The organism is Kribbella orskensis, assembly GCF_004342085.1.
Classification (GTDB): Bacteria; Actinomycetota; Actinomycetes; order Propionibacteriales; family Kribbellaceae; genus Kribbella; species Kribbella orskensis.
This window is the reverse complement of sequence record NZ_SLWM01000002.1, coordinates 565,121-591,783: the sequence shown is the minus strand read 5'-3', so window position 1 is coordinate 591,783 and position 26,663 is coordinate 565,121. Positions and strand designations below refer to the sequence as shown.

At 69.6% G+C, this 26,663-nt stretch carries 25 protein-coding genes; 21 read left to right on the top strand and 4 right to left on the bottom strand.

All coding sequences use genetic code 11. The annotated features are described in order from the left end of the window. Window positions 1–6 precede the first annotated feature (6 nt). The 6 genes from EV644_RS07830 to EV644_RS07805 are packed head-to-tail and all read left to right on the top strand — an operon-like array spanning window position 7 to window position 6,718. Entirely contained in the window at window positions 7–1,212 is a 1,206-nt protein-coding gene (locus tag EV644_RS07830; protein ID WP_132187844.1) for an ABC transporter substrate-binding protein, read from the top strand. Beyond that, complete coding sequence (locus EV644_RS07825) at window positions 1,209–2,318, top strand: ABC transporter ATP-binding protein (RefSeq protein WP_132187845.1); 1,110 nt, start codon at window positions 1,209–1,211, stop codon at window positions 2,316–2,318. The genes EV644_RS07830 and EV644_RS07825 overlap by 4 nt, the downstream gene beginning before the upstream one ends. Next, window positions 2,315–3,217, top strand: a complete 903-nt coding sequence (locus tag EV644_RS07820) for an ABC transporter permease (protein WP_132187846.1) — start codon at window positions 2,315–2,317, stop codon at window positions 3,215–3,217. The genes EV644_RS07825 and EV644_RS07820 overlap by 4 nt, the downstream gene beginning before the upstream one ends. Then, on the top strand, window positions 3,214–4,077 hold the full coding sequence (locus EV644_RS07815; protein ID WP_132187847.1) for an ABC transporter permease: 864 nt from the start codon (window positions 3,214–3,216) through the stop codon (window positions 4,075–4,077). The genes EV644_RS07820 and EV644_RS07815 overlap by 4 nt, the downstream gene beginning before the upstream one ends. Continuing rightward, the gene (manD, locus tag EV644_RS07810; RefSeq protein ID WP_132187848.1) at window positions 4,074–5,288 is read left to right on the top strand and encodes a D-mannonate dehydratase ManD; all 1,215 of its coding nucleotides are present in this window, start codon (window positions 4,074–4,076) and stop codon (window positions 5,286–5,288) included. The genes EV644_RS07815 and manD overlap by 4 nt, the downstream gene beginning before the upstream one ends. Further along, window positions 5,288–6,718, top strand: coding sequence for a mannitol dehydrogenase family protein (locus tag EV644_RS07805; RefSeq protein WP_199239682.1), 1,431 nt, complete (start codon window positions 5,288–5,290; stop codon window positions 6,716–6,718). The genes manD and EV644_RS07805 overlap by 1 nt, the downstream gene beginning before the upstream one ends. Here the strand turns inward: EV644_RS07805 and EV644_RS07800 are convergent, their stop codons facing one another. Both EV644_RS07800 and EV644_RS07795 read right to left on the bottom strand, forming a co-directional pair. Next, window positions 6,719–7,342 carry a hypothetical protein gene (locus tag EV644_RS07800; protein ID WP_132187849.1) on the bottom strand — a complete coding sequence of 208 codons (624 nt, stop codon included), beginning with the start codon at window positions 7,340–7,342 and terminating at the stop codon, window positions 6,719–6,721. A gap of 98 nt (window positions 7,343–7,440) precedes the next feature. After that, window positions 7,441–9,099, bottom strand: coding sequence for a right-handed parallel beta-helix repeat-containing protein (locus EV644_RS07795; protein WP_370451414.1), 1,659 nt, complete (start codon window positions 9,097–9,099; stop codon window positions 7,441–7,443). A gap of 126 nt (window positions 9,100–9,225) precedes the next feature. On the opposite strand from EV644_RS07795, the gene EV644_RS07790 reads away from it, so the two are divergent. The 5 genes from EV644_RS07790 to EV644_RS07770 all read left to right on the top strand — a co-directional run bounded on the left by EV644_RS07790 (window position 9,226) and on the right by EV644_RS07770 (window position 13,351). Next, window positions 9,226–10,416, top strand: coding sequence for a glycosyltransferase (locus EV644_RS07790; RefSeq protein ID WP_132187850.1), 1,191 nt, complete (start codon window positions 9,226–9,228; stop codon window positions 10,414–10,416). 160 nt (window positions 10,417–10,576) lie between these two features. Beyond that, complete coding sequence (locus tag EV644_RS07785) at window positions 10,577–11,005, top strand: adenylyltransferase/cytidyltransferase family protein (RefSeq protein WP_132187851.1); 429 nt, start codon at window positions 10,577–10,579, stop codon at window positions 11,003–11,005. Continuing rightward, window positions 11,002–11,748, top strand: coding sequence for a CDP-alcohol phosphatidyltransferase family protein (locus EV644_RS07780; RefSeq protein WP_132187852.1), 747 nt, complete (start codon window positions 11,002–11,004; stop codon window positions 11,746–11,748). The genes EV644_RS07785 and EV644_RS07780 overlap by 4 nt, the downstream gene beginning before the upstream one ends. Further along, window positions 11,748–12,161, top strand: coding sequence for an FAD synthase family protein (locus EV644_RS07775; protein ID WP_132187853.1), 414 nt, complete (start codon window positions 11,748–11,750; stop codon window positions 12,159–12,161). The genes EV644_RS07780 and EV644_RS07775 overlap by 1 nt, the downstream gene beginning before the upstream one ends. After that, window positions 12,158–13,351, top strand: coding sequence for a glycosyltransferase (locus EV644_RS07770; protein WP_132187854.1), 1,194 nt, complete (start codon window positions 12,158–12,160; stop codon window positions 13,349–13,351). The genes EV644_RS07775 and EV644_RS07770 overlap by 4 nt, the downstream gene beginning before the upstream one ends. A 97-nt stretch (window positions 13,352–13,448) precedes the next feature. Here the strand turns inward: EV644_RS07770 and nadA are convergent, their stop codons facing one another. Further along, the gene (gene nadA / locus EV644_RS07765; protein WP_206751496.1) at window positions 13,449–14,639 is read right to left on the bottom strand and encodes a quinolinate synthase NadA; all 1,191 of its coding nucleotides are present in this window, start codon (window positions 14,637–14,639) and stop codon (window positions 13,449–13,451) included. A gap of 114 nt (window positions 14,640–14,753) precedes the next feature. Between nadA and EV644_RS07760 the strand changes: the two genes are divergently transcribed. From EV644_RS07760 to EV644_RS07720, 9 genes are all read left to right on the top strand, one after another. Further along, window positions 14,754–15,629: an AAA family ATPase gene (locus EV644_RS07760; RefSeq protein WP_132187856.1), complete on the top strand. Its 876-nt coding sequence runs from the start codon at window positions 14,754–14,756 to the stop codon at window positions 15,627–15,629. Window positions 15,630–15,634: 5 nt separating this feature from the next. Next, the gene (locus EV644_RS07755) at window positions 15,635–16,744 is read left to right on the top strand and encodes a vWA domain-containing protein (protein ID WP_132187857.1); all 1,110 of its coding nucleotides are present in this window, start codon (window positions 15,635–15,637) and stop codon (window positions 16,742–16,744) included. After that, complete coding sequence (locus tag EV644_RS07750) at window positions 16,737–17,858, top strand: XdhC family protein (protein ID WP_132187858.1); 1,122 nt, start codon at window positions 16,737–16,739, stop codon at window positions 17,856–17,858. The genes EV644_RS07755 and EV644_RS07750 overlap by 8 nt, the downstream gene beginning before the upstream one ends. An 84-nt stretch (window positions 17,859–17,942) precedes the next feature. Further along, the gene (locus EV644_RS07745; protein ID WP_132187859.1) at window positions 17,943–18,413 is read left to right on the top strand and encodes a (2Fe-2S)-binding protein; all 471 of its coding nucleotides are present in this window, start codon (window positions 17,943–17,945) and stop codon (window positions 18,411–18,413) included. Then, on the top strand, window positions 18,410–20,794 hold the full coding sequence (locus tag EV644_RS07740) for a xanthine dehydrogenase family protein molybdopterin-binding subunit (RefSeq protein ID WP_132187860.1): 2,385 nt from the start codon (window positions 18,410–18,412) through the stop codon (window positions 20,792–20,794). Before EV644_RS07745 ends, EV644_RS07740 begins: the two co-directional genes overlap by 4 nt. Next, window positions 20,791–21,645, top strand: coding sequence for an FAD binding domain-containing protein (locus tag EV644_RS07735; RefSeq protein ID WP_132187861.1), 855 nt, complete (start codon window positions 20,791–20,793; stop codon window positions 21,643–21,645). The genes EV644_RS07740 and EV644_RS07735 overlap by 4 nt, the downstream gene beginning before the upstream one ends. Continuing rightward, entirely contained in the window at window positions 21,642–22,370 is a 729-nt protein-coding gene (locus tag EV644_RS07730) for an SRPBCC family protein (RefSeq protein WP_132187862.1), read from the top strand. The genes EV644_RS07735 and EV644_RS07730 overlap by 4 nt, the downstream gene beginning before the upstream one ends. Window positions 22,371–22,444: 74 nt before the next feature. Continuing rightward, a complete protein-coding gene (locus EV644_RS07725; RefSeq protein ID WP_132187863.1) occupies window positions 22,445–23,539 on the top strand; it encodes a glycerate kinase family protein in 1,095 nt (364 codons plus the stop codon). A gap of 228 nt (window positions 23,540–23,767) precedes the next feature. Then, a complete protein-coding gene (locus EV644_RS07720; RefSeq protein ID WP_132187864.1) occupies window positions 23,768–24,130 on the top strand; it encodes a HesB/IscA family protein in 363 nt (120 codons plus the stop codon). A gap of 260 nt (window positions 24,131–24,390) precedes the next feature. Here EV644_RS07720 and EV644_RS07715 read toward each other — a convergent pair whose 3' ends face one another. Next, entirely contained in the window at window positions 24,391–25,842 is a 1,452-nt protein-coding gene (locus EV644_RS07715) for a DHA2 family efflux MFS transporter permease subunit (protein WP_132187865.1), read from the bottom strand. 103 nt (window positions 25,843–25,945) lie between these two features. Between EV644_RS07715 and EV644_RS07710 the strand changes: the two genes are divergently transcribed. Next, window positions 25,946–26,656 (top strand): TetR/AcrR family transcriptional regulator, encoded by a 711-nt coding sequence (locus tag EV644_RS07710; protein WP_158292765.1) that lies wholly within the window; start codon window positions 25,946–25,948, stop codon window positions 26,654–26,656. Window positions 26,657–26,663 lie beyond the last annotated feature (7 nt).

Below are 26,663 nucleotides of genomic sequence, written 5' to 3'. Positions count from 1 at the left end.
AGTCCGATGCGCCCCTACCGGATGATCGCCGCCGTCGGCACCCTCGCCGTTCTCGCGGCGTGCGGTGCCCCGACCACCAACCAACCCGCGGCCGACAGTGCCGGCGACGTGCCGGACAAGCCGTCGAAGGCCGTGACCCTGAACATCCTCGACGTGGCCGGCAACCTGCAGCTGACCCAACCCATGATCGACGAGTTCGTCAAGCAGCACCCGGACGTCATCTCCAAGGTCACCTACTCCAAGTCGCCCGCGCCCGAGCTGGCCGGCAAGATCAAGGCCCAGCAGAACGCGAACCGCGTCGACATCGACCTCGTCCTGACCGGCACCGACGGCCTGTCCGCGGGCCGGCAGCAAGGCATCTGGAACGACCTGCTCCCGAAGTACGCCGATCGTCTGCCGGGCATGAAGGACTACCTGCCGCCGGCCCAGAAGATGCAGGAGCTCGCCGGCAACAGCGGCGTCACGGTGACCTACTACCCGTCCGGCCCGCTGCTCGAGTACCTGCCGGCCAAGGTGGCGAAGCCGCCGGTGTCCGCCGAGGAACTGCTCGCCTACGCGAAGGCCAACAAGGGCAAGGTGATGTACGCCCGTCCCTCGAACTCGGGACCAGGCCGCACCTTCCTGATGGGCCTGCCGTACGTGCTCGGTGACAAGGACCCGAAGGACCCGGTCAACGGCTGGGAAAAGACCTGGGCCTACCTCAAGGAGCTCAACCAGTACGTCGACTACTACCCGTCCGGCACGGCGGACACGATGAAGGCGCTGGCCAACGGCTCGTCGAACATCATCGTCAGCACCACCGGCTGGGACATCAACCCGCGCGTGCTCGGCACGGTGCCGAAGGAAGCCGCCATCAGCACCCTGAAGGGCTTCCACTGGGTCACCGACGCGCACTACGCCGTCGTACCGAAGGGTGTCTCGACCGACAAGCAGGCCGCCGTCCTGCAACTGCTGCAGTTCATGCTCACCCCGGAGCAGCAGGCCAAGGCCTACGACAAGGGCTACTTCTACCCGGGCCCGGCGATCAAGGGCGTCGAGCTCACCCAGGCGCCGCAGGAGAGCCAGGACGCGATCAAGGAGTTCGGCCGCGCGGAGTACGACAAGCTCATCGCGGACAACCCGACCGAGGTGCCGCTGGACGCGAAGAGCCTGGTCGCCGCCTTCGACAAGTGGGACCGCGAGGTCGGTGGCAGCAAGGTGAAGACGTCGTGAGCGGATTCGGCCAGCTCAGACTCGACGGCGTCGGCCGCAGGTTCGGTACCGCGGACGCGCTGGCCGACCTGGACCTGACGATCGAGCGCGGCGAGTTCATCGCCCTGCTCGGGCCGTCCGGCTGCGGCAAGTCGACCGCGCTGAACTGCCTGGCCGGGTTGCTTCCGCTGACCGCGGGGAGCATCTGGCAGGACGACCAGCGGATCGACACGCTGCCGCCGGAGAAGCGCGGGTTCGGCATGGTCTTCCAGAACTACGCGCTCTTCCCGCACCTGACCGTGCGCGACAACATCGCCTTCGGGCTGCGGATGCGCCGGCTGCCGAAGGAGGAGGTGCGCCGCCGGACCGACGCGGCGATCGACATGGTCCGGCTGGAGGAGCACGCCGGCAAGCTGCCCGGCCAGTTGTCGGGCGGTCAGCAGCAGCGCGTCGCGATCGCCCGGGCGACAGTGCTCGAGCCGTCGCTGGTGCTGATGGACGAGCCGCTCAGCAACCTCGACGCCAAGCTCCGGCTGGAGATGCGGACCGAGATCCGCCGGCTGCACCAGTCGCTCGGACTCACCACCGTCTACGTCACGCACGACCAGGAAGAGGCGCTCAGCATGGCCGACCGCCTGGTCGTGATGCGGCTCGGCCGGGTCCAGCAGATCGGCACGCCCGAAGAGGTTCACACCAGGCCGACCACCTGGCACGTCGCGGACTTCATGGGCTATCGCAACCTGCTGCCCGTGTCGGCGAGCCAAGTGGACGGCGACGCGGTGACCGTCCCACTGGGCGGCACCACCGTCAACGGCGTGGCCCAAGGCCCGCTCGCGGCCGGGGACGAGGTTGTCGCGGCGGTGCGCCCGGAGGATGTCCGGCTGGGCAACGAGGACGTCACCGGACTCAAGGGCCGGGTCGAGGTCGTCGAGTACCAGGGCCGCGAGCTCGCTGTCGAGGTGGCGCTCGAGGACGGCGTCCGGCTGCACGCCCGCACCGATCGCAAGGTCGAGGCCGGCGAGCACGTCACGATCACGGTCACTCCCGGACGGCTCCTGGTGTACCCGTCCGAGGGTCCGGCCGATCGTCCCGCGGCCGAGCTCGCGTCGGCAGGTCTCGCGGTATGAGCGCCACTGCCGGGTCCGGGCCGACGCTGAACTGGCGGCATCGGCTGGCCGAGCGCGGCGTCGACCGGAAGCTCTGGTTGTTGCTTCCGGCCACGATCTTCGTGCTGGTGCTGTTCATCTACCCGTTCCTCTACGGGCTGAGCCTGTCGTTCCAGCCGATGAACGGCGGCAGCGTGCTGGCGAACTACCAGCGGTTCTTCAACGACGCCTACCAGCGCGACACCATCTTCACCACGCTCAAGATCGCGCTGCCGGCCGCCCTGCTGAACGTGTTCGCCGCCGTCCCGATCGCGTTCCGGATGCGGGGGCGGTTCCGCGGCAAGCGGCTGATGACGACCGTGCTGGTCGTCCCGATCACCCTCGGCACCGTGCTCACCGCCCAGGGCCTGCTGAACTTCCTCGGCCCGACCGGCTGGTTCAACCGGGTCCTGATGGGGCTGCACCTGATCGACGGCCCGATACGGCTGACCAACAACTACTGGGGTGTCTTCTTCTCACTCATCATCACCGGGTTCCCGTTCGCGTTCCTGCTGGTGCTGTCGTACCTGAGCGGCATCGACCCCACGCTCGAACGCGCCGCCGCGACGCTCGGCGCGACCCGTTCGCAGCGGTTCCGCCGGATCACCCTGCCGCTGCTCGCGCCTGGCCTGGCGACCACCTTCCTGCTCACGTTCGTGCTGGCGTTCTCGGTGTTCCCGTCCGCGGTGCTGGTGGGTAACCCGGCCGGCTCGACCCGGGTGATCTCCCTCGCGGCGTACCAGGCGGCGTACGAGCAGTACGACTACTCCTACGCCTCGGCGATCGCGATGATCATGGGCGCGGTGGAGCTCGTCGTGGTGGCGATCGTGCTGGTCTGGCGGGCGCGGCTCTACACCGGATCCACCGGAGGCAAAGGATGACCGCCACAACCGCAGCAGCACCGCCGGCCCGGCGCAGCCTCAGGGCGACCCCGACCGCCTGGGTGATCTGGGCCGTCGTGATCTTCTTCTTCGTCAACCTGGCCGGCGTGGTCGGTTCGGTGCTGGTCAGCTCGTTCGGCCGGCGGTGGTTCGACACCTGGCTGCCGAGCGGCTTCACCACCCACTGGTACGGCGACGCCTGGCGCGAGTTCGGCCTGCTCCAGGTGATCACCGTGACCCTGGTCGCGTCGGCGCTGGTGGTGGTCCTGTCCGTGCTGATCGGCGCGCCGGCCGCCTACGTCCTGGCCCGGCAGAACTTCCCGGGCAAGCGGCTGGTCTATCTGAGCTTCCTGCTGCCGATCCTGATGCCGCCGATCACCTACGGCATCCCGCTGGCCACCGTGCTCTACAAGTTCGGCTTCGCCGGACACCTGTCGGGCGTGGTCCTGGCGAACCTGGTGCCGTCGGTGCCGTTCGTGATCCTGACGATGACGCCGTTCATCGAGCAAGTGGACCCACGGATCGAGAGCGCGGCCAGGATGCTCGGCGCCGGCACCCGGGCCGTCTTCCTGAAGATCCTCGCACCGCTGCTGGTGCCGGGGCTGCTCGCCTCGGCGATCCTGGTCCTGGTCCGCACGGTCGGCATGTTCGAGCTGACCTTCCTGACCGCCGGGCCGGAATCCCAGACCCTGGTGGTGGCTCTCTACTACTCGATGTCAGCCGCCGGCATCCGGGCCCAGCAGTCTGTCGACGCGATGGCCGTCATGTACACGGCGATGATGCTGGTGCTGCTCGTGGTGGCGCTGCGCTTCGTCAACCCGACCCAGCTGGTGGCTCGGGTCAAGGAGGAGCCGGAATGAGGATCACCGCCGCCCGGGTCGTCGTCACCAGCCCCGGACGCAACTTCGTCACGCTGAAGCTCGAGACCGACGAAGGCGTCCACGGGGTCGGCGACGCCACCCTCAACGGCCGGGAACTGGCGGTCGCCGCCTACCTGAACGAGCACGTGGTGCCACTGCTCATCGGTCGCGACCCGGCCCGCATCGAGGACACCTGGCAGTACCTCTACCAGGGGGCGTACTGGCGTCGGGGCCCGGTCACGATGTCCGCGATCGCGGCGGTGGACACCGCGCTGTGGGACATCAAGGGCAAGGTCGCCGGGCTCCCGGTGTACCAGCTGCTGGGCGGCCGGAGCCGCGACGGCGTCACCGTCTATGGGCATGCCAGTGCGGAGACCACCGAGGACCTGCTGAAGGAGGTCGACCACTACGTTGCCCTCGGCTACAAGGCGGTCCGGATCCAGACCGGGATCCCCGGACTCGACTCGACGTACGGCGTCGGCCACGCGGGGACGACGTACGAGCCGGCCAACGCGGAGCTTGCCTTGCCGGCGGAGAGTCTCTGGTCCACCGAGAAGTACCTGGCGCACGTGCCGTCGGTGTTCAAGGCGGTGCGCGAAGAGTTCGGCCCGACGCTGAGACTGCTGCACGACGTGCACCACCGGCTCACCCCGATCGAGGCCGCCCGGCTGGGCAAGAGCCTCGAGCCGTACACGCCGTTCTGGATCGAGGACCCGGTCCGGGCCGAGCTGCAGGAGGGCTTCCGGCTGATCCGGCAGCACACCACCACGCCGATCGCGGTCGGCGAGGTGTTCAACAGCATCTGGGACTGCCAGCAGCTGATCTCCGAGCAGCTGATCGACTTCATCCGCGCCACCGTCGTGCACGCGGGCGGCATCACCCACCTGCGCCGGATCTTCGACCTCGCCGCGCTGCACCACGTCCGCAGCGGCTCGCACGGCGCGACGGACCTGTCGCCGATCTGCCTGGCGGCGGCGCTGCAACTGGACATCTCGATCCCGAACTTCGGCCTCCAGGAGTACATGCCGCACTCGCCGGAGACCGATGCTGTCTTCCCCCACAGCTACAGCTTCGCCGACGGCTACCTGCAGCCGAGCGACGAGCCGGGCCTGGGCGTGGATCTCGACGAAGAGGCCGCGGCCGCCTACCCGTACCGCCCGGCCTACCTGCCGGTGAACCGCCTGGAGGATGGAACGATGCATTCATGGTGATGACCGAACGACTGAACCTGGCCAGCCTCCCGGCCGCCCACGCGCCCGCGGTGGACCCGCGCGAGCTGACGATCGGCATCGTGCACCTCGGCCTGGGCGCGTTCCACCGTGCTCACCAGGCCGTCTTCACCGAGCAGGCCGCCCTGCTCACCGGTGGCACCGGCTGGGGCATCTGCGGCATCAGCCAGCGCTCCGCAACCGTCCGCGACCAGCTAGCCCCCCAGGACGGCCTGTACTCCGTACTGACCCGTGGCGCGGGTGATCCGACGATCCAGGTGATCGGGAGCATCCGTGACGTCCTCACGGCGCCGGAGGACCCGGCCGCCGTGGTCGCGCGGATCGCCGATCCCGACGTCGCCGTGGTGACGTTGACCGTGACGGAGAAGGGGTACCGGGCCGCGTCCGGCGGTGGGCTCGACCTGACCGATCCGGAGATCCAGGCGGACCTGACCGGGCGACCACCGAGAACCGTGGTGGGACAGCTGGCGGCAGGTCTGGCTCGGCGCGCGGAGATCGGCGCCGGCCCTCTCACTGTGGTTTCCTGCGACAACTTGGTGGCCAACGGCCCCTTCCTCCGTCGGCTGGTGGAGGACTACGCAGCCGCGGGCTCAACCGCGGGCTTGGCAGAGCAGCTCGAAGCCGCCAGGTTCCCCGCGAGCATGGTGGACCGGATCGTGCCGGCGACCACCGAGGCCGATCGGGACGAGGCCGCGCGGCTCCTCGGCGTACGGGATGAGGCTGTGGTGGTCGCCGAGCCGTTCCTGCAGTGGGTGATCGAGGACGACTTCGCCGGAGCCAGGCCGGCCTGGGACAAGGCGGGCGCAGTACTGACCGCGGACGTGGCGCCGTGGGAGCAGGCCAAGCTCAGGATGTTGAACGCGACGCACTCGATGCTGGCCTATCTGGGTGGCTTGCGGGGCTACGAGACGATCGCCGAGGCGGTGCGGGACGACGAGCTCGCCGGGTACGCCACCGAGCTGATGACGGCTGACGTGGTTCCCACTCTCACGCCGCCGGACGGGCTCGATCTTGCGGCGTACGGGGCGAGCGTGTTGGAGAGGTTCGCGAATCCCGCCCTGAAGCACCGCACGGCTCAGGTCGCGATGGACGGCTCGGTGAAGCTGCCCGTCCGCCTGCTCGGCACCGTGCGCGATCGCCTGGCCGCCAACGCCGAGCCGCGGCTGGCCTCGCTCGCGGTCGCCGCCTGGATGGTCTACGTCAGCAGGGGAGTGGACGCCAAGGGCAACGAGTTGCACCTCGACGACCCCCAGGCAGGGAAGCTGCGAGCCGCTCTCGATGGAGCCGGCTCACAGCCTCCCGCCGTCGTCGACGCGCTGCTTGGGGTTCGCTCGGTCTTCGGCGACGACCTCCCCGACAACAAGGTCTTCCGCGCCCTGCTCACCGACCACGTCGCGAGCTTGACCAAGTAGTCACCCGGTGGTGAACCTGCTGCCGGCGTCGAGGCCGGCCTGCTGCCACTCGCCGGGGCTGAACCACTGGGCGGTGGCGAAGTGCTCCACGGTCAGGCCGCGCACCGTCACGCCACCCGCGCCGGACTCGATCGCGGTCGGCGTCTTCGACATCTCCACGGCCTGGCCCTGCGGGTTGTCACCCAGGAGGACCGCGTTCCCGGCGTAGTCGGCGTAGAAGGTGCCCGGAGCAACCTTGTCCTGGCTGTTCACCCGCTTCAGGTGCTTGCCATTGAAGAACACCTGCTCACGCAGGTAGCAGATGTTCGCGACGTTGTCCTCGCACTGGCCGGTCTGCCCGTAGGCGGCCGGCAGCACACCCTTGATCACCCAGTCGCCGTTGCTCGCGGTCCACCCGGTCAGCGGCACGGACCCCGTCAGTACGGCGCCCTGGTCGCTGCCGAGCGTCGAGTTCGTCTTCGGGTGGATGGTGCGGCTGATCCGGTGCACGCCCGCGGCGAAGCAATACGTCGTACCGGCCTGGCCGATGTCCACCACGTCGGCGGCGTCCTGGTCCGGCGTGATCGTCACCCCGGTGCAGGCGGGCGCCTGGGACGGCCCGGCGGGGAAGCTGCTGGCAGCCACCTTGTCCACGGGCCCGAAGGCCGAGGCCCTGTTGAAGGGAAATCGGTATTCTCCGAGTCGTTGCCCCAGGCTTGTATTGCGCAAGTTCGCCGGTGCGTTCAGCTCGTCTGGAAGCTCCCCGCGGTGTCGAGGCCGGCGCGTCGCCAGCCGTTGGCGTCGAGCTTGGCGCCGAACCTGGCGAACCGCTGCGCGGAGGCCTCGTCCAGCAGGTACCGGTTGCCGCTGAAGGTGAGCTGCCCGGCGGGCACCTCGGCCCCGCTGTTCTGCACCATGCCGGTGGACTGGGTGCCACCCGTCATCCCGATCGTGTTGCCGGTGACGCGCACGTTGCGGAGCAGGTAGCGGCCCCACGGTCCGTCGCCCCGGGTCCGGGACTGGATCGAGACGCCGTTCACGTTGCCGGTCACGGTGTTGTTCCGGACCTGCACGTTCGAGGAGGTGTTGACGTTGATGCCACCGCCGTCCCACAGCGAGGTGCCGGACCCACGTCCGGTGCCGAAGCCGTTGCCGGTGATGGTGTTGTGCTCGATCACGCCGTTGCGGCTGATCTCGAAGCGGATGCCGTCGGCGGCGTTGTTCGCGATCTTGTTCGAGCTGATCACCCGGCCGTCGTCGGCCACGTCCGCCCACATCCCGACGCCCTTGTTGGCCCGGATCACGTTGCCGCTGACGGTGCCGGAGGAGCGGGTCGACTTGATCCCGCCGGACTCCCAGTCGGCGATCCAGAAGCCGTCGGTGTTGTTGTAGGTGATCGCGTTGCGGGTCAGGTCCGCCTCGAGCGAGTTGTACTGCCCGAGACCGAGCTGGCCGTTGTGGTGCACCAGGTTGCGGTCGATCCGGGCGTTGTTCGCCTTGACCAGCATCAGGCCGACCGACTTGTTCCAGCGCACCTCGTTGGCCTTGACCGTCCAGCCCGGACCGGAGACCAGGGCGCCGGCCTGGGCCGCACTGGCGAAGTGCTCGATGGTCAGGCCGCGGACCGTGACGCCCGGCGCGTTCGACTCGATCGCGGTCGGCGTCTTCGACATCTCGACCGCGTGCCCGGCCGGGTTGCTCCCGAGGTAGATCGCGTCGGCGGCGTAGTCGGCGTAGAAGGTGCCGGCCTTCACCGCCGCGAGGGAGGCGACCCGGGTGAGATGGGTGCCGTCCACGAACACCTGCTCCCGCAGGCTGCAGATGTTCGCCCTGTCGTCCTCGCACTGCCCGCTCTTCCCGTACGCCGCCGGCAGCGCGCCGCGGGTGACCCAACGGGTGCCGGTCTTGCTCCAGCGGGTGAGGGGGACCGAGCCGGACAGGACCGCGCGGGAGGCGCTGGCGATCGTCATGTCGGCCTTCGGCCGGATCGTCTGGCTGATCCGGTGCAGGCCGGCGGCGAAGCAGAAGGTGGAGCCGGCCGGGCGTGCGTTGATCACCGACTGCGCGTCCTGGCCGGGCCTGATCACCACCCCGCTGCAGGAGCCCGCGACAGCCGGGCCCGCATTGCTCTCACCCACGACCGGCTGGGCAGGTCCCGCGGGGGTGGCGGTCTGCTTCGGCTTGGGGGCCTTGGCGGTGGTGGACGGGACCGGCTTCTTCGTCGGGCCGGCCGACGGCGGCTTGCTCGAGACGGCTGCCTGAGGCTTGGTGGTCGGCTTGGTGAGGGGAATTCCTGAGCTGGCAGCGGACTTCTGCTCGAGGTCGCGTGACTTGCCTGCGGATGCCGCGTTCTTCAGGTGAGAGATGACTGGATAAGCCGCTGTAACGCCGACCACCGCCATCGCGATAACCGCTGCGAACCACAACTTCCTCAAATCACCCTCCGGGTGCGGCGGCGCCCGCATGTCTGCGCCGCACGGGCGGTCCCACGAACCAGGTGTCACCACCGCGAGACTTAAGGTAGTGCCATGCGGGTCGCCATGTTGCACAACCGTTACCGTTCGGGTCAACCCAGTGGCGAGAACACCGTCGTCGATCAAACGGCTGATTTCTTGCGTAGCTCAGGACATGTCGTTGACCTCTACGCACAGAACAGCGACGACATCGCGCAAATGAGCCGGAAAGATCGCGCGCTGTTACCTCTACGCTCCGTATGGTCATTCTCCGCCGAACGCGATTTAACCTTCCGATTGCAGGCGCGACGTCCTGACGTCGTGCATGTGCACAACACCTTCCCGCTGTTCAGTCCGTCGGTACTGCGGGCCGCGCACCGGCTGGATCTCCCGGTGGTGGCGACTCTCCACAACTTCCGGCTGATGTGCGCCAACGCGGTCCTGCAGCGCGACGGTGGTCCGTGCGAGGACTGCGTCGGCCGGATCGCCTGGCGGGGCGTCCTGCACGGGTGCTACCGGGAGTCGAAGGTACAGAGCCTGCCGCTCGCGACCGGCATCAGCGTCCACAACTCTCTGCACACCTGGCGGCGCTACGTCACCACCCTGGTGGCGCCGTCGGAGTTCGTCCGCTCCCGGTACGTCGCAGGCGGGTTCGACCCCGCGCAGATCGTGGTCAAGCCGCACGCGGTCCCGCAGGCGGGCGCAGTACGGGAGGGTGCGGGTGACTCCGTGGTGTTCCTCGGCCGGCTGCAGGAGGACAAGGGCTTCGCCGACCTCCTCCAGGCGTGGGACTCGTCGCTGGGGGAGTTGGTGGTGATCGGCGACGGCCCGCTCCGCGGCGAGGCCGAAGCGCTGGCCCAGCGGGACCCGTCGGTCCGGGTGCTCGGGCAACTTCCCTGGGCCGACTGCATGGAGGTGCTCCGCTCCGCGCGCGTCGTCGTCGTACCGGCTCGTTCCTATGAGACGTTCGGTCTCGTGGTGGTGGAGGCGTTCGCGCACGGAGTACCGGTGGTCGCGTCCAGGATCGGAGCGCTGGCGGAACTGGTGGACGACGGAGAGACCGGCGCGCTGACCGAGCCGGGGGATCCGGAAGGGCTGCGGAAGGCCCTCGGGTGGCTGGTCGACCCCGCCACTTCGATAGCCTGCGGGCAGCGAGCCCGACAGGTCTATCTCGACCGCTTCACCCCGGAGCGAGACCTGGAGGCCACGGAGAGGATCTACACCGATGCGATCGCCCGCCGAGCGGCCTACGGCCGGTCGCGGTAGGCGGGCTGTGAGCGCGCGGTATAAGGTCAGCGCTGACGTGGGGGGTCAGTCCGGTGGTTGGTGGGAGCCGGTTGTCCGGGTGCTCACCGGCAGTTCGTCACGCAAAGAGTCGCCCGAGCGGCGGAGAAGGGTCCGCCAGGACTCACAGGGGGAGCAGAAGGTGCCGCAACGCATCGGATACCTGACCGGGGTTTTCGATCTGTTCCACGTCGGTCACCTCGACGTGCTGGAACGGGCCAAGGAGAAGTGCGACCGGCTGGTGGTGGGTGTGCTGACCGATGACTGGGCGGTGGACGCCTGGGGAACGCGGCCGTTCGTGCCGCTGGTCGAGCGTGCCCAGATCGTCGAGCAGTTGCGCTGTGTCGACGAGGTGGTTGTGGTGGATGGCGTCCAGCCCGAGTGGCTGATCGGCGTACTGGGGGTACGGTCCGTGTTCGCTGCCAGTGGTACCAACGGCGTGCTGGGCGCCGACGAGCTCGACGGGATCCCCGCCGGGCTGGTCAGCACCTTGCCGGCCGGCCGGGGTTCCAGCAGCCAGATCCTGCGCGCTGCGATCGACCAGCGACAGTCGCGCAGCTCCGTCGCATGACGCGCCGCTCCCTCGGCGACGTCGTCGCCGAGCTGGCCCGAGCCCAGAAGTCTTCTGCCGGCACCCCGGTGTACTCACGGTTCGTCAACCGGCGGATCGGCCGGTACCTGGCCGCCGCCGCGTTCCTGACCGGCCGCACGCCGAACCAGGTCAGCCTGGCCAGCGGGTTCTGCTCGCTGATCGGCATCGTGCTGATCGCGCTGGTCGAGCCCAGCCTGCCGCTCGCGTTGGTGGTGACGGCCCTGCTGGTGCTGGGTTATGCCCTGGACTCCGCCGACGGGCAGCTGGCCCGGCTGCGCGGTGGTGGGTCGCCGCTGGGGGAGTGGCTCGACCACATGATCGACTGCGTGAAGGTCGCGCTGCTGCACAGCGCGGTGCTGATCTCGCTCTACCGCTTCGATGCCCTGAGCAACGAACTGGTGCTGCTCGTCCCGCTGGCCTACCTGTGCGTGTCCACGGTGATGTTCTTCGGGCTGATCCTGATCGATCAGCTCCGCCGCCGGCATGGTGGCGCGAAACCCAACGTGCGCGGGGACTCCGTCGTCAAGTCGTTGCTGATCGCACCGACCGACTACGGCATCCTCTGCCTGGTCTTCCTCGCCTTCGGCCGGCCCTCTCTGTTCATCGTCCTGTACGCCGCGATGCTGGTGGCGAACCTGGTCTTCCTGCTGGCCGCGTTCGCCAAGTGGTACGGCGAGATGGCCGCGCTGCAGCCCGCGGCCCGTGCCGAGGTACAGAGCTGATGGGCGTCATCGGCTACGCCCCTGGGGTGTACGACATGTTCCATATCGGGCACCTGAACATCCTGCGGCGGGCCAGCGAGCACTGCGACTTCCTGATCGCCGGTGTGGTCGAGGACGACGTGGTGAGCCGGATCAAGGGCCGGCCGCCGGTGGTGCCGCACCACGAGCGGATGGAGGTCGTCCAGGCGATCGGCCTGGTCGACCAGGTGGTCAGCGACTGGTCCAGCGACAAGTTCGAGATGTGGAAGCAGTTGCGCTACGACGTGCTCTTCAAGGGTGACGACTGGAAGGGCACCGAGAAGGGGACCCGGCTGGAGAAGCTGCTCGGCGAGGTCGGCGCCAGCGTGCACTACTTCCCGTACACGGCCTCCACCTCGAGCACCGATCTGCGCAGGCTGCTGGAGGGAACGTGACGGTGACCCGGCCGAAGATCCTGCTCAGCGCCTATGCCTGCCGCCCGAAGGGTGGGTCCGAGCCGGGTGCCGGCTGGGCCTGGGCGAAGGCCGCCGCGCGCGACCACGACGTCTGGCTGCTCACCCGCGGCAAGTTCGCGCACGAGATCGCCGAGGAACTCGCGATCCGCCCGGTGCCGTCGTTGACGGTGGTGCCGCTCGAGCTGCCGAAGTGGGTGCTGAAGCTGCGGCGCCGACCTGCCGACGTGTACTGGTACTACCCGTTGTGGCAGCGACTGGCCGGGCGCACGGCCCGGCGGCTGCACGCGCAGTACTCGTTCGACGTGATCCACCACCTGACCTTCGCGGTCGACTGGATGTCCGCGGGCGTGGTCCGGCCCTCCTCGGCGAAGGTGATCTGGGGTCCGGTCGGGGGATCGACCTCGGCGCCGCTCTCGATGGCGCACTGGCTCGGCCCGCGCGGCGTGTCGGCAGAACTGGTACGCCGGGCCTACACCGGGATGCTCCGCAAGGTGATCGGCCGGAAGCTTGCCCAGAGCGCTGATCTGGTGGTTGCCCAGAACAAGGATGTCGCCGAGGAGTTCAAGGATTCCGCGGCCGAGGTGGTCGTCGAGCCGAACGTCGCGATCAGCCGCTTCGCCACCGCCAGCGGGCCGCGTGAACCCTATGGTGCCCCGGGCATCAAGACCGCGCTGTTCGTCGGCCGGCTGATCCCGTGGAAGGGGTTGCTGATGGCGATCAGCGCCCTGGCCCGCCCGGAAGCCGCGGGGTGGGAGCTCCGGGTGATCGGCGACGGCCCCGACTGGAGCCGCGCCGAACGCCTCGCCGACAACCTCGGCATCCGCGATCGTGTCGAGTTCGTCGGCCAGCTCCCGCGCGAAGAGGTCCTGGACGCTCTCCTGCGCGCGGACGCTCTCCTGGCACCCGCCATGCGCGAAGCGGCCGGCTGGGCCGTAGCCGAGGCTCTCGCCAGCGGTTGCCCAGTGGTCTGCCTCGACCGAGGCGGCCCCTCGGTGATCGTCGGCCCCGAAGACGGCGCCGTCGTCTCCTGGCGCGGTGACGTAGTCGGCGAACTGGCCAAGGGTCTCGCCGGCCTCCACGGCCGCATCGAGCCCGTCAACCGCTGGTCCCCGGACCGCCTCCCCGAGGTCCTGGCCACCTTCTACGCCCCGACCCGCGTCGCCAAGTGAGGGCCCCCGAACCGCCAGCCCATCAATGGCCGGGCGACGACCGCGCTGCGCCTACGGACCACCCGAGGACGGGCCGTTTGATGGTGTGGCGGTCCGGCTAGTCCCGGGCTGTCTTGCCCGGGAGCGCGAGCATCCGGTCCAAGGCGATCTTGGCGTACTTCTCGGTGTCGGCGTCGACGGTGATCGGGTTGACGACCGTGCCGGCGACCAGGTTCTCCAGGGTCCAGACGAAGTGGGGGAGGTCGATGCGGTTCATCGTGGCGCAGTAGCAGACCGTCTTGTCGAGGAACACGATGTTCTTGTCGGCGTGCTGCTTCGCCAGGCGCTGCACCAGGTTGAGCTCGGTGCCGACCGCCCACGACGTACCGGACTCGGCCTTCGCCAGGGTGTCGATGATGTACTCCGTGGAGCCGACCAGGTCCGCCTTGGTGACGACCTCGTGCTGGCACTCGGGGTGCACGATCACGTTGACGCCGGGAACGCGCGAGCGCACGTCGTCCACCGATGCGGCGGTGAACCGGCCGTGCACCGAGCAGTGCCCGCGCCACAGGATCATCTTCGCCGCGGCCAACTGCTCGCGGGTCAGACCGCCGCCCGGCTTGTGCGGGTCGTACACCACGCACTCGTCCAGGCTGATGCCCATCTTCAGTACGGCGGTGTTGCGGCCGAGGTGCTGGTCGGGCAGGAAGAGCACCTTCTCGCCCTGCTGGAAGGCCCAGTCGAGCGCGACGTCGGCGTTGCTCGAAGTACAGACAGCGCCGCCGTTGCGGCCGCAGAACGCCTTGATGTCGGCGCTGGAGTTCATGTACGTGACGGGCACGGTCACGTCGGCGACACCCGCGTCGGCGAGCGCGTCCCAGGCCGCCTCGACCTGCTGGATCCGGGCCATGTCGGCCATCGAGCATCCGGCCGCGAGGTCGGGCAGGATCACCGTCTGGTTGTCGTTGGTGAGGATGTCCGCGGACTCGGCCATGAAGTGCACACCGCAGAACACGATGTACGGCGAGTCGGGGCGGGCCGCCGCGTCACGGGCGAGCTTGAACGAGTCACCGGTGACATCGGCGAACTGGATCACCTCGTCGCGCTGGTAGTGGTGGCCCAGCACGAACACCTGGTCCCCGAGCGCGGCCTTGGCCTTGAGTGCCCGCTCGACCAGATTCGGGTCAGAGGCGGGCGGGAGCGAGCCGGGGCACTCCACCCCGCGCTCCGAGTGGGGGTCGGTGTCCCGGCCCAGGAACAACAACGGGAGAGACTTCGAACCCTCAGCGGTGGTCGTCACGTCAACCATCGTGCCATGGCGACCCCTTCACCCCTCGTGGCGCACGTCACTGCCCACGATGCGAAATTCCCGGCCACGGCCGGATCCTTGGCAACGGCACCGAACCGGGGTGATTCTGAACAGATGAACGTCGTCGGCTCCGCGGCAGAGCTCGCCGAGCGGTTGCGCGGAACCGGGTACCTCGCCGATGACGGCCTGGCCACGGTCGGCTACCTGGCGCTCGTGCTGGACCGGCCACTGCTGCTGGAGGGCGAGCCGGGCACCGGCAAGACCTCCCTCGCCGAGGCCATCGCCCTCGCGCTCGGGCTGCCGCTGATCCGGCTCCAGTGCTACGAGGGCATCGACGCCTCACAGGCGCTGTACGACTGGGACTTCCCGCGGCAGATCCTGCACCTGCGCACAGTCGAGGCGACCGGGAAGGGCGCGAAGGTCGAGGACGTCGAGAAGTCCCTCTTCGACGAGCGCTTCCTGCTCGCCCGGCCCGTACTGCGTGCCCTCCGCGAAAGCCCGGCCGTCCTCCTGGTGGACGAGATCGACCGCTCCGACGACGAGTTCGAGGCGTTCCTGCTGGAGGTCCTCTCGACCCACGAGGTGACGATCCCCGAACTCGGCACAGTCGCCGCGAAGGTGCCGCCGATCGTCGTGCTCACCTCCAACCGGACCCGCGAGGTGCACGACGCGCTGAAGCGCCGCTGCCTCTACCACTGGATCGACCACCCCGGTCTGGAGCGCGAGGTCGAGATCGTCCGGACCAGGCTGCCGGAGGTGTCCGCACGGCTGGCCGAGCAGGTCGCGCGGTCGGTCCAGCGGATGCGCGAACTGGACCTGCTCAAGCCGCCCGGCGTCGCGGAGACGCTCGACTGGGCCCGGGCGCTCGACGCGCTCGGCACGGACACCCTCGACGTCCAGGCCGCGGCGGCGACGCTCGGGGCGGTGCTCAAGTACCGGGAGGACACCGACCGGGTCCGGGAGTCACTGGACCGGCTGCTGGCGAGCTGACTGCCATGACGATCCGCGGCCCGGACCCATCTCCCGACCACCTGCTGGTCGGCTTCGGTTCCGCGCTGCGGCACGCCGGCCTGGCGGTGACGGCCGATCGGGTGCAGGTCTTCCTGCGCGCCGTGGCCGTACTCGATGCGGGCGTCGCCGCCGACGTCTACTGGGCCGGCCGGGCCGCTCTGTGCAGTGGTCCGGACGACACCGCCCGGTATGACGACGTGTTCGCCGCCTGGTTCTCCGGCGATCTCCCGCGGACCGCGCACCGGCCGCGCCCCGCCGCGACCACCCTGCAGGCCGGGCTCGAGTCACCGGATACCGATGCCGATGGCAACGACCGGTCGATCGCGGTGGCCGCGAGCCAGACCGAGATCCTCCGGCACCGCGACGTCGCCGAGCTCTCGGCCGCCGACCGCGCCGAACTCGTCCGGCAGTTCGCGACCCTGAGACCGCGAGCCCCAGTACGGCGCGGAGCCCGGCGGCGGCCGTCCAACCGGGGCGAGATCGACCCTCGGCGCACCCTGCGGGCCCAGCTGCGCCAGGTCGGCGAACCTGCCCGCGTGCTCTACCGGCGCCGTGGCACCAGACCTCGCCGGGTCGTCCTGCTCATCGACGTGTCCGGCTCGATGCGCCCGTACGCCGACAGCCTGCTCCGGTTGGCTCACTCGCTGGTCCGGGTGGCCCCGCGCCAGGTGGAGGTGTTCACCGTCGGCACCCGGCTCACCCGAGTGACGCCCGCGCTGCGGCACCGCGACCCGGAGTACGCGCTGCGGCTGGCAGGCGACGCCGTACCGGACTGGTCGGGTGGCACTCGGCTCGGTGAGGTGCTGAAGGTGTTCCTGGACCGCTGGGGTCAGCGTGGAACCGCCCGCCGGGCCGTCGTGGTGGTATGCAGCGACGGGTGGGAACGCGGCGACACCACGTTGCTGGGCGAGCAGCTGCGCAGACTGGCGGGACTGGCGCACCGGGTGGTCTGGCTCAACCCTCATCGCGGCAAGCCCGGTTATCTGCCGGTCCAGGCGGGGATCGTGGCCGTGCTGCCCTATCTGGACGACCTGATCGCGGGGCACAGCCTGGCCAGCTTCGCGGATCTTCTGGAGGTGGTGGCCGATGCGTGACGTTCTGGAGCAGCTGGTGAGGTGGTGGAACGCCGGCCATCCGGTTGCCGTCGGCACCGTTGTCGCGACGTTCGAGTCGGCGCCGCGGCCACCGGGCGCGATGATGCTGGTCGGCCCGGGTGGCGAGGCTGTCGGCAGCGTGTCGGGCGGCTGCGTCGAGGGCGCGGTCTACCAGCTCGGCGAGGAGATCCTGGAGTCGGGCGAGCCGGTGCTGCAGCGGTACGGCGTGAGCGACGAGTCGGCCTTCGCCGTCGGGCTCACCTGCGGCGGGATCCTGGACATCTTCGTCGAGCGGGTCGATCAGGCGTCGTTCCCGGAACTGGGCGAGGTGGCCGCCGACATCGCCGCCGGCCGCCCGGTCGCGGTGGCGACCGTGGTCGCACACCCCGACGCGTCCCGGGTCGGTCGCCGGCTGGTGGTGCGACCGCAGGGACAGCCGACGGCCGGCAGCCTCGGGTCGGAGCGGTCCGACGCCGCGGTGGCCGACGACGGGCGCGGGCTGCTCGCGACCGGCCGGACGGAGACGCTGGAGTACGGGCCGGACGGGCAGCGCCGAGGTGAGGGGATGCGGGTCTTCGTCGCGTCGTACGCCCCGGTGCCGCGGTTGCTGGTCTTCGGGGCGATCGACTTCGCGGCGGCGGTGGCGAAGCTCGGCTCGTTCCTCGGGTACCGGGTGACCGTCTGCGACGCGCGCGGTGTCTTCGCGACGGCGTCGAGGTTCCCGTCGGCCGACGAGGTGGTGGTCGACTGGCCGCACCGGTACCTGACCGCCGAGGTGGCCGCCGGGCGGGTCGACTCCCGGACCGTCGTCTGCGTGCTCACCCACGACCCGAAGTTCGACGTACCGCTGCTGGAGGTGGCGCTCCGGCTGCCCGATCTCGCGTACGTCGGGGCGATGGGCTCGCGTAGAACCCACGACGAACGGCTGAAGCGGCTCCGCGGGGCTGGGCTGACCGAGTCCGAACTGGCCCGGCTCGCCAGCCCGATCGGGCTGGACCTGGGCGCCCGGACCCCGGAGGAGACGGCGGTCAGCATCGCGGCCGAGATCATCGCGCTGCGCTGGGGCGGGGCCGGCGACCGGTTGTCAGCGCAGGCCGGGTCCATTCACCACTGATCTCCCTCCCTTGTGGTGCGCGTCACACCAGGCGCACGATCGGAGGACATCGGCACTGCTCATTGTCATTGTCTGGAGGCCGGGATGTCTCGGATCACAGTGAAGGTCGACGGAGGCGGCTACACGGACGACGTGGAGCCTCGCACGCTGCTCGTGCACTATCTGCGCGAACAGCTGGGAAAGACCGGCACCGTGGTCGGCTGTGACACCGGCAACTGCGGCGCCTGCACAGTGCTTCTCGACGGGCGGAGCGTGAAGTCCTGCTCGATGTTCGCGGTCCAGGCCGACGGGCACGAGATCACCACGATCGAGGGGCTCGCGACCGACGGGCAGTTGCACCCGATGCAGCAGGCCTTCCACGAGAACCACGCGTTGCAGTGCGGCTACTGCACGCCCGGCATGATCATGCAGTCGATCGACCTGCTGGCCGACAATCCCGACCCGACCGACGACGAGGTCCGGCTCGGGCTGGAGGGCAACCTCTGCCGGTGCACGGGCTACCAGAACATCGTCCGGGCGGTCCGCGCGGCGGCCGCCGGGGGAGGTGCGCGATGACCACCACCCAGGAGCGGCCGGCCGCCGAGGTCGGCAATCCGCGCCGTCGCAAGGAGGACGCCCGCCTGATCACCGGGCGGACCCGCTGGACCGACAACGTCGTCCTGCCCGGCATGTTGCAGCTGGCAATGGTCCGCAGCCCGTTCGCGCACGCCCGGATCACCGGGATCGGCACCGAGGCGGCGAGGTCGTCGTCCGGAGTCGTCGCGGTACTGACCGGGGCCGACCTGGCCGAGGAGCAGGGCGGGCTGCCGTCCGCCTGGACGGCCACGCCGGAGCAGAAGGCACCGGCCCACCCGTCCATCGCGGTCGACATGGTGAACTTCGCCGGCGAGATCGTGGCCGTGGTGGTGGCCCGCTCGGCCGCCGAGGCGAACGACGCGGCAGACCTGGTCGACGTCGACTACGAGGAGCTCCCGGCGGCGCTGGAGTTGAAGGCGGCGGCCGCCGACGAGGTGCTCGCGCATCCCGAGCTGGGCACCAACGTGTCGGCCCGGTTCACCTTCGACTCCGCCGAGGCGGGCACCGGCGGGGATGTCGACGCCGCGATCGCGGCGGCCCGGGACGGCGGCATCGTGATCGAGCGCGAGTACCGCCAGCAGCGGCTGATCCCGGCGTTCATGGAGCCGCGGTCGATCGTGGCCGACCCGACCGGCGAGCAGCTGACGGTGTGGTCCTCGACCCAGGTGCCGCACTTCGTCAAGATCTTCATCGCGCTGGTGCTCGGGATCCCGGAGCACAAGATCCGGGTGATCGCCCCCGACGTCGGGGGCGGCTTCGGCGGCAAGCTGCAGTTCACGCCCGAAGAGGTGCTGACCGTGATCGCGGCCCGGCGTACCGGCAAGCCCTGCAAGTACACCGAGACCCGGTCGGAGTCGCTGCAGGCCGCCCACCACGGCCGGGACCAGTGGCAGAAACTCACCCTCGCGGCGGACCGCGACGGCACCGTCAGGGGACTCAAGGTCGAACTGCTCGCGAATATGGGGGCCTACCTCGGCCTGGTGTCGGCGGGCATTCCGCTCCTCGGGGCGTTCATGTACAACGGCATCTACAAGTTCCCGTCCTACCGGCTGATCTGCACCAACGTCTTCACCAACAAGACCTGGACCGACGCGTACCGCGGCGCCGGCCGGCCGGAGGCGACCTTCGCGGTCGAGCGGCTGATGGACGAGCTCGCGGCCGAGGTCGGGGTCGACCCGCTGGAGATCCGCGAGCGGAACTGGATCAAGCACGAGGAGTTCCCGTTCACGACGGTGTCGGGGATGCACTACGACTCGGGCAACTACGAGGCGGCGACCGCGAAGGCCAAGGACCTTTTCGGGTACGAGGACCTGCGCGCCGAGCAGCAGAAGCGCCGCGAGTCGGGGGACCCGGTCCAGCTCGGGATCGGCATCTCGACGTACACGGAGATGTGTGGGCTGGCCCCGTCGCGCTGGCTCGGCTCGATGGGCTACGTCGGTGGCGGCTGGGAGCACGCGTCGATCCGGATGCTGCCGACCGGCAAGGTCGAGGTGATCACCGGCACCAGTCCGCACGGTCAGGGACACGAGACCGCGTGGAGCCAGATCGTGGCCGACCGGCTGGGTGTCCCCTTCGAGGACGTCGAAGTGCTGCACGGGGACACGCAGGTCTCGGCCCGGGGCCTGGACACCTACGGGTCGAGATCGCTGGCCATCGGCGGGATGGCGGTGCTCGCGGCGGCCGACAAGGTGATCGAGAAGGCCAAGCCGATCGCGGCCCAGTTGCTCGAGGCCAACGCCGACGACCTCGAGTACAGCGGCGGGCGGTTCGGAGTCCGGGGTACCGAAGCGGGGATGAGCCTTGCTGAACTCGCTTTCGCGGTGTTCCAGGGACATAAGCTGGACGGCGGCGCGGAGCGCTCGCTCGACGCCGACGCCACCCTCGAACCGGACGACTTCTCCTTCCCGCACGGCACCCATCTGTGCGCGGCGGAGGTCGACACCGAGACGGGAGCGGTCACGATCCGCTCGTACGTGAGCGTCGACGACGTGGGCAACGTGGTCAATCCGGTGATCGTCGAGGGGCAGGTGCACGGCGGCGTCGCGCAGGGTATCGCGCAGGCGCTGTACGAGGAAGCAGTGCACGACGAGTCCGGCACCTTGGTGACCGGCTCGTTCGACTCGTACCTGGTGCCCGCGCCACCGGATCTGCCGTCGTTCGTCACGGCGCGCACCGAGACTCCGGCGACCACGAACCAGCTCGGCGTGAAGGGAGTCGGCGAGGCCGGCACGATCGCCTCCACCCCGGCCGTGGTCAACGCGGTCGTCGACGCGGTCCGCCATCTCGGGGTGTCCGACGTCGAGATGCCCTGTACGCCGTACCGGGTCTGGAAAGCCTTGCAGGAAGGGGCGAAATCATGATTCCGGCAGCGTTCGACTACTACGCGCCGACGTCGGTGGACGAGGCGCTGGCCCTGCTGCGCGAGCACGACGACGCCAAGGTGCTGGCCGGCGGCCAGAGCCTGATGCCGGTACTGCGGTTGCGCCTGGCGGCGCCCGAGGTGATCGTCGACCTCGGGCGGATCGACGAGCTGCGCGGGATCCGCGACGACGGCGAGGCGCTGGTGATCGGCGCGATGACGCCGCACAGCGTGGTCCAGGCCGACCCGTCGATCGCCGAGCACGCGAAGCTGATCTCGCTCGCGGCCGCCGCGATCGGCGATCCGCAGGTGCGTCACCGCGGTACCTTCGGGGGATCGCTGGCGCATGCCGATCCGGCGGCCGACCTGCCGGCGGTGGTGCTGGCGCTCGACGCGGAGATGGTGATCCAGGGTCCGGGCGGTCGCCGTACGGTCGGAGCCGCGGACTTCTTCGAGGGCGTGTTCACCACGACCCTCAGCGAGGACGAGTTGCTGGTCGAGATCCGCGTTCCGAAGTACACCGGCTGGGGCGCGCACTACGAGAAGTTCAGCCGGGTCGCACAGCAGTGGCCGATCGTGGCGGTCGCGGCCGCCGTACGGCTGGACGGCGGCACGATCGCGGAGGCGCGGGTAGGGCTGTCCAACATGGGGTCGATCCCGGTCCGGGCGACAGCGGTCGAGCAGGCACTGGTCGGTCAGCCGGCTACGGCCGAGGCGGTCCGGGCGGCCGCGGCTCGCGCGGCAGACGGGACCTCGCCGCCGACGGATCTCAACGGCGATGCGGAGTACCGCAGGCACCTGGCCTCGGTGCTCACCCGGCGGGCTGTACTGAGCGCGGCAGGCGCTGGATGAAGCTCGAGCACCGCTTCGTCGTACCGGTGCCGGTCGAGCAGGCCTGGGCCGCATTCAACGACCTCGAACGGGTGGTGCCGTGTTTCCCCGGCGCCACCCTGACGTCGTGCGACGGTGACGAGTTCGCCGGGTCGTGCAAGGTGAAGCTCGGCCCGGTGGCGTTGCAGTACACCGGGACCGGCATTTTCGTCGACCGCGACCCGGCGAACCACAGCGCCGTACTCGAGGCCAAGGGCAAGGATCGGCGCGGCAACGGCACCGCGACCGCCCGGGTGACCGCCCAACTGACCCCGACGGGTGACACGGCCACCGAGGTGACGGTCGACACCGACCTGACCATCACCGGCCGCCCGGCCCAGTTCGGCCGCGGCCTGATCCAGGAGGTCTCCGACAATCTCCTGGACCAGTTCGTCGACTACTTGAGCGTCCAGCTGGCAACTCCGATCGAGCCTGCGAGCCTGGCCGAATCAGCGAGCCCAGCCGCGCCGGCGAGCCCGGCCGAACCGGTGAGCCCGAAGGCCGAACCGGTGAGCCCGGCCGAACCGGTGAGTCCGGCCGCGCCCACGCCACCTAGGTCGCCGACGACCCCGCCCGGTCCCACGCCTCCTTCCGAGGCCTCCCTGAACCTCGCCTCCACGCTCCTCCCGGCCGTGGCCAAACGCGTCGCGCCCTACTTGATCGGCGCTGCCGTGGCGCTTCTCCTCCGTCGGCTCCTGCGCCGCTGACATCGCCTCGGGAACTGTCCGGGGGATGGCCGCGGTGCAGCGCGGGGGAGTGGGCGTAGGAGAGGATGTCGGCTATGCGCGTGCTGATTGCTCCGGACAAGTTCGCTGGGACGTTGACCGCTGTCGAGGCCGCGGCCGCCATCGAGGAAGGGTGGCGGCGGCGGGATCCGCAGGCTGAGGTGCTGGTGGCGCCGATGGCGGATGGTGGGCCCGGGTTCATCGACGTGCTGACGGCTGTTGTCGATGGCACCTTGTTGTCGGTGACCGTGCGTGGGCCGCTCGGCGAGGAGGTCCCGGCGACGGTGCTGGTCGCGGGGGAGACCGCGTACGTCGAGACCGCGCAGGCGTGCGGGTTGCACCTGGTCGAGCCGGAGGATCGCCGGCCGGAGGATGCGACGACGTACGGCGTGGGTCAGTTGATCGCGGCGGCGGTCGACGCCGGAGCGAAGCGGATCATCCTCGGCCTCGGCGGGTCGGGCACGAACGACGCGGGCGCCGGGCTGCTCGCGGCGCTCGGAGCCACCGCGGTCGGCGGCGCCCTCGACGCGGGTGCGACCGGGCTGGCGACGCTCACCGAGGTGGACCTGGAGCCGGTCAGGAGCCGGATGGCCGGGATCGAGTTCGTGGCGGCGAGCGACGTCGAGAACCCGATGCTCGGACTGCGCGGCGCGACGAACGTGTTCGGCAGCCAGAAGGGCATCACCGACGACCGGAAGCCAGAGGTCGACCTCTGGCTGACCAGGTTCGCCGAGCTCGCCGGGCGGAAGACGGCCGACGCCAAGGGTGCGGGTGCCGCCGGAGGACTCGGGTACGCGCTGCTACTGCTCGGCGCCGAACGCGTCTCCGGGATCGACCTGGTGGCGGAGCTGACTGGGCTGCAGGTGAAGGCCGCGCAGGTGGACATCGTGCTCACCGGTGAAGGCGCCTTCGACTTCCAGTCGCGCGACGGCAAGGTGATCTCCGGTGTCGCGAAGGTGGCGAACGACGCGATGCGGCCCTGCGTGGTGCTCGCCGGCAAGGTGCAGATCGGCGCCCGCGAGATGCGCACGATGGGCGTCGAGTCCGCCTACTCCCTGGTCGACGCGGTCGGCGAGGAGCGCGCCTTCGCCGACCCCCACGGCTCCCTGGCCGCCGTCGCCGAGCGAGTCGCCCGCACCTGGGCCCGCTGAACCACCTCCTGCGTACGCCGTACGCGGTGTCCGGGTTCCGTGCCGCGACCACCCGCTGTGCGCCGTACCGTGGTCAGCCGGTGAGCCGACTGCTTGATCGGGGAAATTGGTGTGCGACCATGGGAATGGTTCGGGACCGGCGCGTGTTGGCCCGAATGACAGCGGACTTTCCGCGCGTGGCCGCCTGCCCAAAGCGGCCGGGTGCTCAAGAGATGACTGGAGTCAGGAATGACTGAAGCGCAGACCGAGCAGGCCGCAACCACGGCCACCGGCATCCTGTTGACCGACGGGGCTGCCGCCAAGGTGAAGGCGCTGCTGGACCAGGAAGGTCGCGACGACCTTGCCCTGCGGGTCGCCGTACAGCCGGGCGGTTGCTCCGGTCTGCGGTACCAGCTGTTCTTCGACGAGCGTCAGCTCGACGGCGACGTGGTGGCCGACTTCGGTGGTGTGAGCGTCGTCACGGACCGGATGAGCGCGCCGTACCTCAAGGGTGCGTCGATCGACTTCGTGGACACGATCGAGAAGCAGGGCTTCACGATCGACAACCCGAACGCCACCGGCTCCTGCGCCTGCGGCGACTCGTTCAACTGACCTAACCCAAAGCCCCGCTCTCCCCAACCAGGGCGAGCGGGGCTTTGTCATGCCCACCCCCAGAGCGGCACTTTGTGCAGCACCTGAGCAGATCCGGGCCGATGGCTGGTTGTTCGCCGCCTGGCGCCTTATAGGCCGGCAGCCGGCGAACAGACCGCCAGCCGCGCCCCGGAATCGGTGAAAGCCAGCGCCAGGCTGCGGGTCGCCGTCAGTTGGGGGGTAGCCGGTCAGGTGCTGTGTAGTTGCTCGGGTCTGGAGGTTCAGTGCGCTGACGCGCCCTCGCGGGCTCGCTTGGGGAGTAGGTAGGTGACGAGCAGGCTGACGGCGAAGAGGGCGACGGCGACGAGGGTGGCTGACTTGGTGGCGCCGAGGAAGGCCTGGTCGGGGAGGAGTTCGAAGAAGATGGTGCCGATGACGGCTACTCCGATCGCGCCGCCGAACTGCTGCATTGCGGTCAGTACTCCGGACGCCGAGCCCGCGGCCTGGTCGTCGATCGAGGCCAGGATGATGTCGAAGAGCGGGGCGAACACCATGCCCGCGCCGATCCCGCTCGCCAGCGTGGCCGGTACCAGGTTCCAGATCGTGGTCTGCTCGCCGTACACGTGCAGGGTGAACCAGACGCCCACCATCGAGACCGCCATCACCAGGATCCCGAGCTGCAGCGCCTTCCGGCCGAGCTTTGGTGCGAGCAGTCCGCCGGACAGCGGCGCGCCGATCGCGATGCCGAGCGAGAACGGCACCATCGCGAGTCCGGCCTTCAGCGGGCTGTAGTGCAGACCGAGCTGGGTGAACAGGTTGAAGACCAGCATGAACCCTGACATCGCCAGGAAGAACGTGGTGATCACGCCGAGCCCCGCGACGTACCCGCGGCTGCGGAACAGCGACGGGTCGATCACCGGGTTGCCCGACCGGCGCTCCCGCCGGCCGAACAGCGCGAACACCGGCACGGCGGCGACCATCATCGCGATCGACCACACCGGCCAGCCGAGCTCGCGACCCTGAACCAGCGGGTAGATCAGCAGACCGCACGCCAGGCTGACCAGGATCACACCGGTGGTGTCGAGCCGGGACGCGCCGGGCGTCTTCACCTCGGGCATGTACCGCAGGGCGCCGAACAGGGCGAGCGCACCGATCGGCACGTTGATCCAGAAGATCATCCGCCAGCCGGCGTCGAACCAGTTCGCGTCGATCAGCGCCCCGGCGATGATCGGGCCGGCCACCGCGGACAGCCCCATCACCGGACCGAACAGCGCGAACGCCTTGCCGATCTCGGCGGGTGGGAAGACCGCCTTCAGGATCGCGAAGCCCTGCGGGATCATCACCGCGCCGAGCAGCCCTTGCGCGACCCGGCTGCCGATCAGCATCTCCGGTGAGGTGGCGAGCCCGCAGACCGCGGAGGCGACGGTGAAGCCGACCGCGCCGATCACGAACAGTCGGCGCCGCCCGACCAGGTCGCCGAGCCGGCCGAAGCTGATCAGGCCGATCGCGAACGCGAGCGTGTAGCCGGCCAGCATCCACTGCAGCGCGGCCTCGGAGCCGCCGAGCTCGGCGCGGATCGAGGGCGCCGCGATATTCACGATGGTGGCGTCGACCAGGTCCATGATCTCGGCGACCAGCACGGTGCCGAGCACGATCCAGCGCCACTTGTATGCCGGTGCGCCGGCGGGCGCCGGTGGATCGACCTGCGTCAGGGAGGTGGTTGAGGTGCTCATCGGTGGCGCCCCTTTCGAAGGAAGCGAACGGTGTTCGTTGACGAACACTGTTCTACGCACGAACGGTGTTCCTGTCAAGTACGGTGTTCGCTACAGTGGGGCCATGAACCAGTCGCGGTGGCAGCCCATCAGCCCCGAGAAGCCGGCCCGCCCGGTCCGTGAACCGCTGACCCGCGACCGGATCGTCGACGCGGCGATGGAGTTGCTCGTCGACCAGGGGTACGAGGCGGTCTCGATGCGGAAGGTCGCGCAGGCGCTGAACACCGGACCTGCCTCCCTCTACGCCCACGTCGCGAACAAGAAGGAACTGGATCAACTGCTGGTCGACCGCGCGGCCCAGGGGATGGAGTTCCCGGCCGAGCCGGATCCGGAGCACTGGCAGGAGCAGCTCAAGGACTGCATGCGGTCGATGCTCAAGGTGATGCGCGACTATCCCGGGGTCGCGCGAGCCGCCATCGGGCAGGTCCCGCTCGGTGAACGGGCGATGCAGAGCACGGAGAAGATGCTCGCGATCCTGAAGGCGGGCAACGTTCCCGACCAGGCTGCTGCCTGGGCCGTCGACCTGATCCCGCTCTACGTCACGGCGACCGCGTTCGAGGAGAGCGTCCAGCGGGCCTGGGAGTGGACCGAGGACGACATCGCCAGGTTCGTCGGCGAACTCCGGCAGTTCTTCCAGTCGCTGCCGGCAGAGAAGTTCCCCTTCACCGTCGCGCTGGCCGCCTCGATGACGTCTGGCGCGAACGGCGACGAACGCTTCGAGTTCGGCATCCAAGTGATCACGGCCGGCCTGGCCTCTTTCGCCGACCCCGCCTAGCTCGAAC

What these genes read in the sequence shown, in the direction of transcription:
- EV644_RS07830 (WP_132187844.1), top strand. Translation starts at nt 7, where the DNA reads ATGCGCCCCTACCGGATGATCGCCGCCGTCGGCACCCTCGCCGTTCTC.
- EV644_RS07820 (WP_132187846.1), top strand. Translation starts at nt 2,315, where the DNA reads ATGAGCGCCACTGCCGGGTCCGGGCCGACGCTGAACTGGCGGCATCGG.
- EV644_RS07815 (WP_132187847.1), top strand. Translation starts at nt 3,214, where the DNA reads ATGACCGCCACAACCGCAGCAGCACCGCCGGCCCGGCGCAGCCTCAGG.
- manD (WP_132187848.1), top strand. Translation starts at nt 4,074, where the DNA reads ATGAGGATCACCGCCGCCCGGGTCGTCGTCACCAGCCCCGGACGCAAC.
- EV644_RS07805 (WP_199239682.1), top strand. Translation starts at nt 5,288, where the DNA reads ATGACCGAACGACTGAACCTGGCCAGCCTCCCGGCCGCCCACGCGCCC.
- EV644_RS07795 (WP_370451414.1), bottom strand. Translation starts at nt 9,099, where the DNA reads ATGGCGGTGGTCGGCGTTACAGCGGCTTATCCAGTCATCTCTCACCTG.
- EV644_RS07790 (WP_132187850.1), top strand. Translation starts at nt 9,226, where the DNA reads ATGCGGGTCGCCATGTTGCACAACCGTTACCGTTCGGGTCAACCCAGT.
- EV644_RS07780 (WP_132187852.1), top strand. Translation starts at nt 11,002, where the DNA reads ATGACGCGCCGCTCCCTCGGCGACGTCGTCGCCGAGCTGGCCCGAGCC.
- EV644_RS07775 (WP_132187853.1), top strand. Translation starts at nt 11,748, where the DNA reads ATGGGCGTCATCGGCTACGCCCCTGGGGTGTACGACATGTTCCATATC.
- nadA (WP_206751496.1), bottom strand. Translation starts at nt 14,639, where the DNA reads ATGGTTGACGTGACGACCACCGCTGAGGGTTCGAAGTCTCTCCCGTTG.
- EV644_RS07760 (WP_132187856.1), top strand. Translation starts at nt 14,754, where the DNA reads ATGAACGTCGTCGGCTCCGCGGCAGAGCTCGCCGAGCGGTTGCGCGGA.
- EV644_RS07755 (WP_132187857.1), top strand. Translation starts at nt 15,635, where the DNA reads ATGACGATCCGCGGCCCGGACCCATCTCCCGACCACCTGCTGGTCGGC.
- EV644_RS07750 (WP_132187858.1), top strand. Translation starts at nt 16,737, where the DNA reads ATGCGTGACGTTCTGGAGCAGCTGGTGAGGTGGTGGAACGCCGGCCAT.
- EV644_RS07745 (WP_132187859.1), top strand. Translation starts at nt 17,943, where the DNA reads ATGTCTCGGATCACAGTGAAGGTCGACGGAGGCGGCTACACGGACGAC.
- EV644_RS07740 (WP_132187860.1), top strand. Translation starts at nt 18,410, where the DNA reads ATGACCACCACCCAGGAGCGGCCGGCCGCCGAGGTCGGCAATCCGCGC.
- EV644_RS07735 (WP_132187861.1), top strand. Translation starts at nt 20,791, where the DNA reads ATGATTCCGGCAGCGTTCGACTACTACGCGCCGACGTCGGTGGACGAG.
- EV644_RS07730 (WP_132187862.1), top strand. Translation starts at nt 21,642, where the DNA reads ATGAAGCTCGAGCACCGCTTCGTCGTACCGGTGCCGGTCGAGCAGGCC.
- EV644_RS07725 (WP_132187863.1), top strand. Translation starts at nt 22,445, where the DNA reads ATGCGCGTGCTGATTGCTCCGGACAAGTTCGCTGGGACGTTGACCGCT.
- EV644_RS07720 (WP_132187864.1), top strand. Translation starts at nt 23,768, where the DNA reads ATGACTGAAGCGCAGACCGAGCAGGCCGCAACCACGGCCACCGGCATC.
- EV644_RS07715 (WP_132187865.1), bottom strand. Translation starts at nt 25,842, where the DNA reads ATGAGCACCTCAACCACCTCCCTGACGCAGGTCGATCCACCGGCGCCC.
- EV644_RS07710 (WP_158292765.1), top strand. Translation starts at nt 25,946, where the DNA reads ATGAACCAGTCGCGGTGGCAGCCCATCAGCCCCGAGAAGCCGGCCCGC.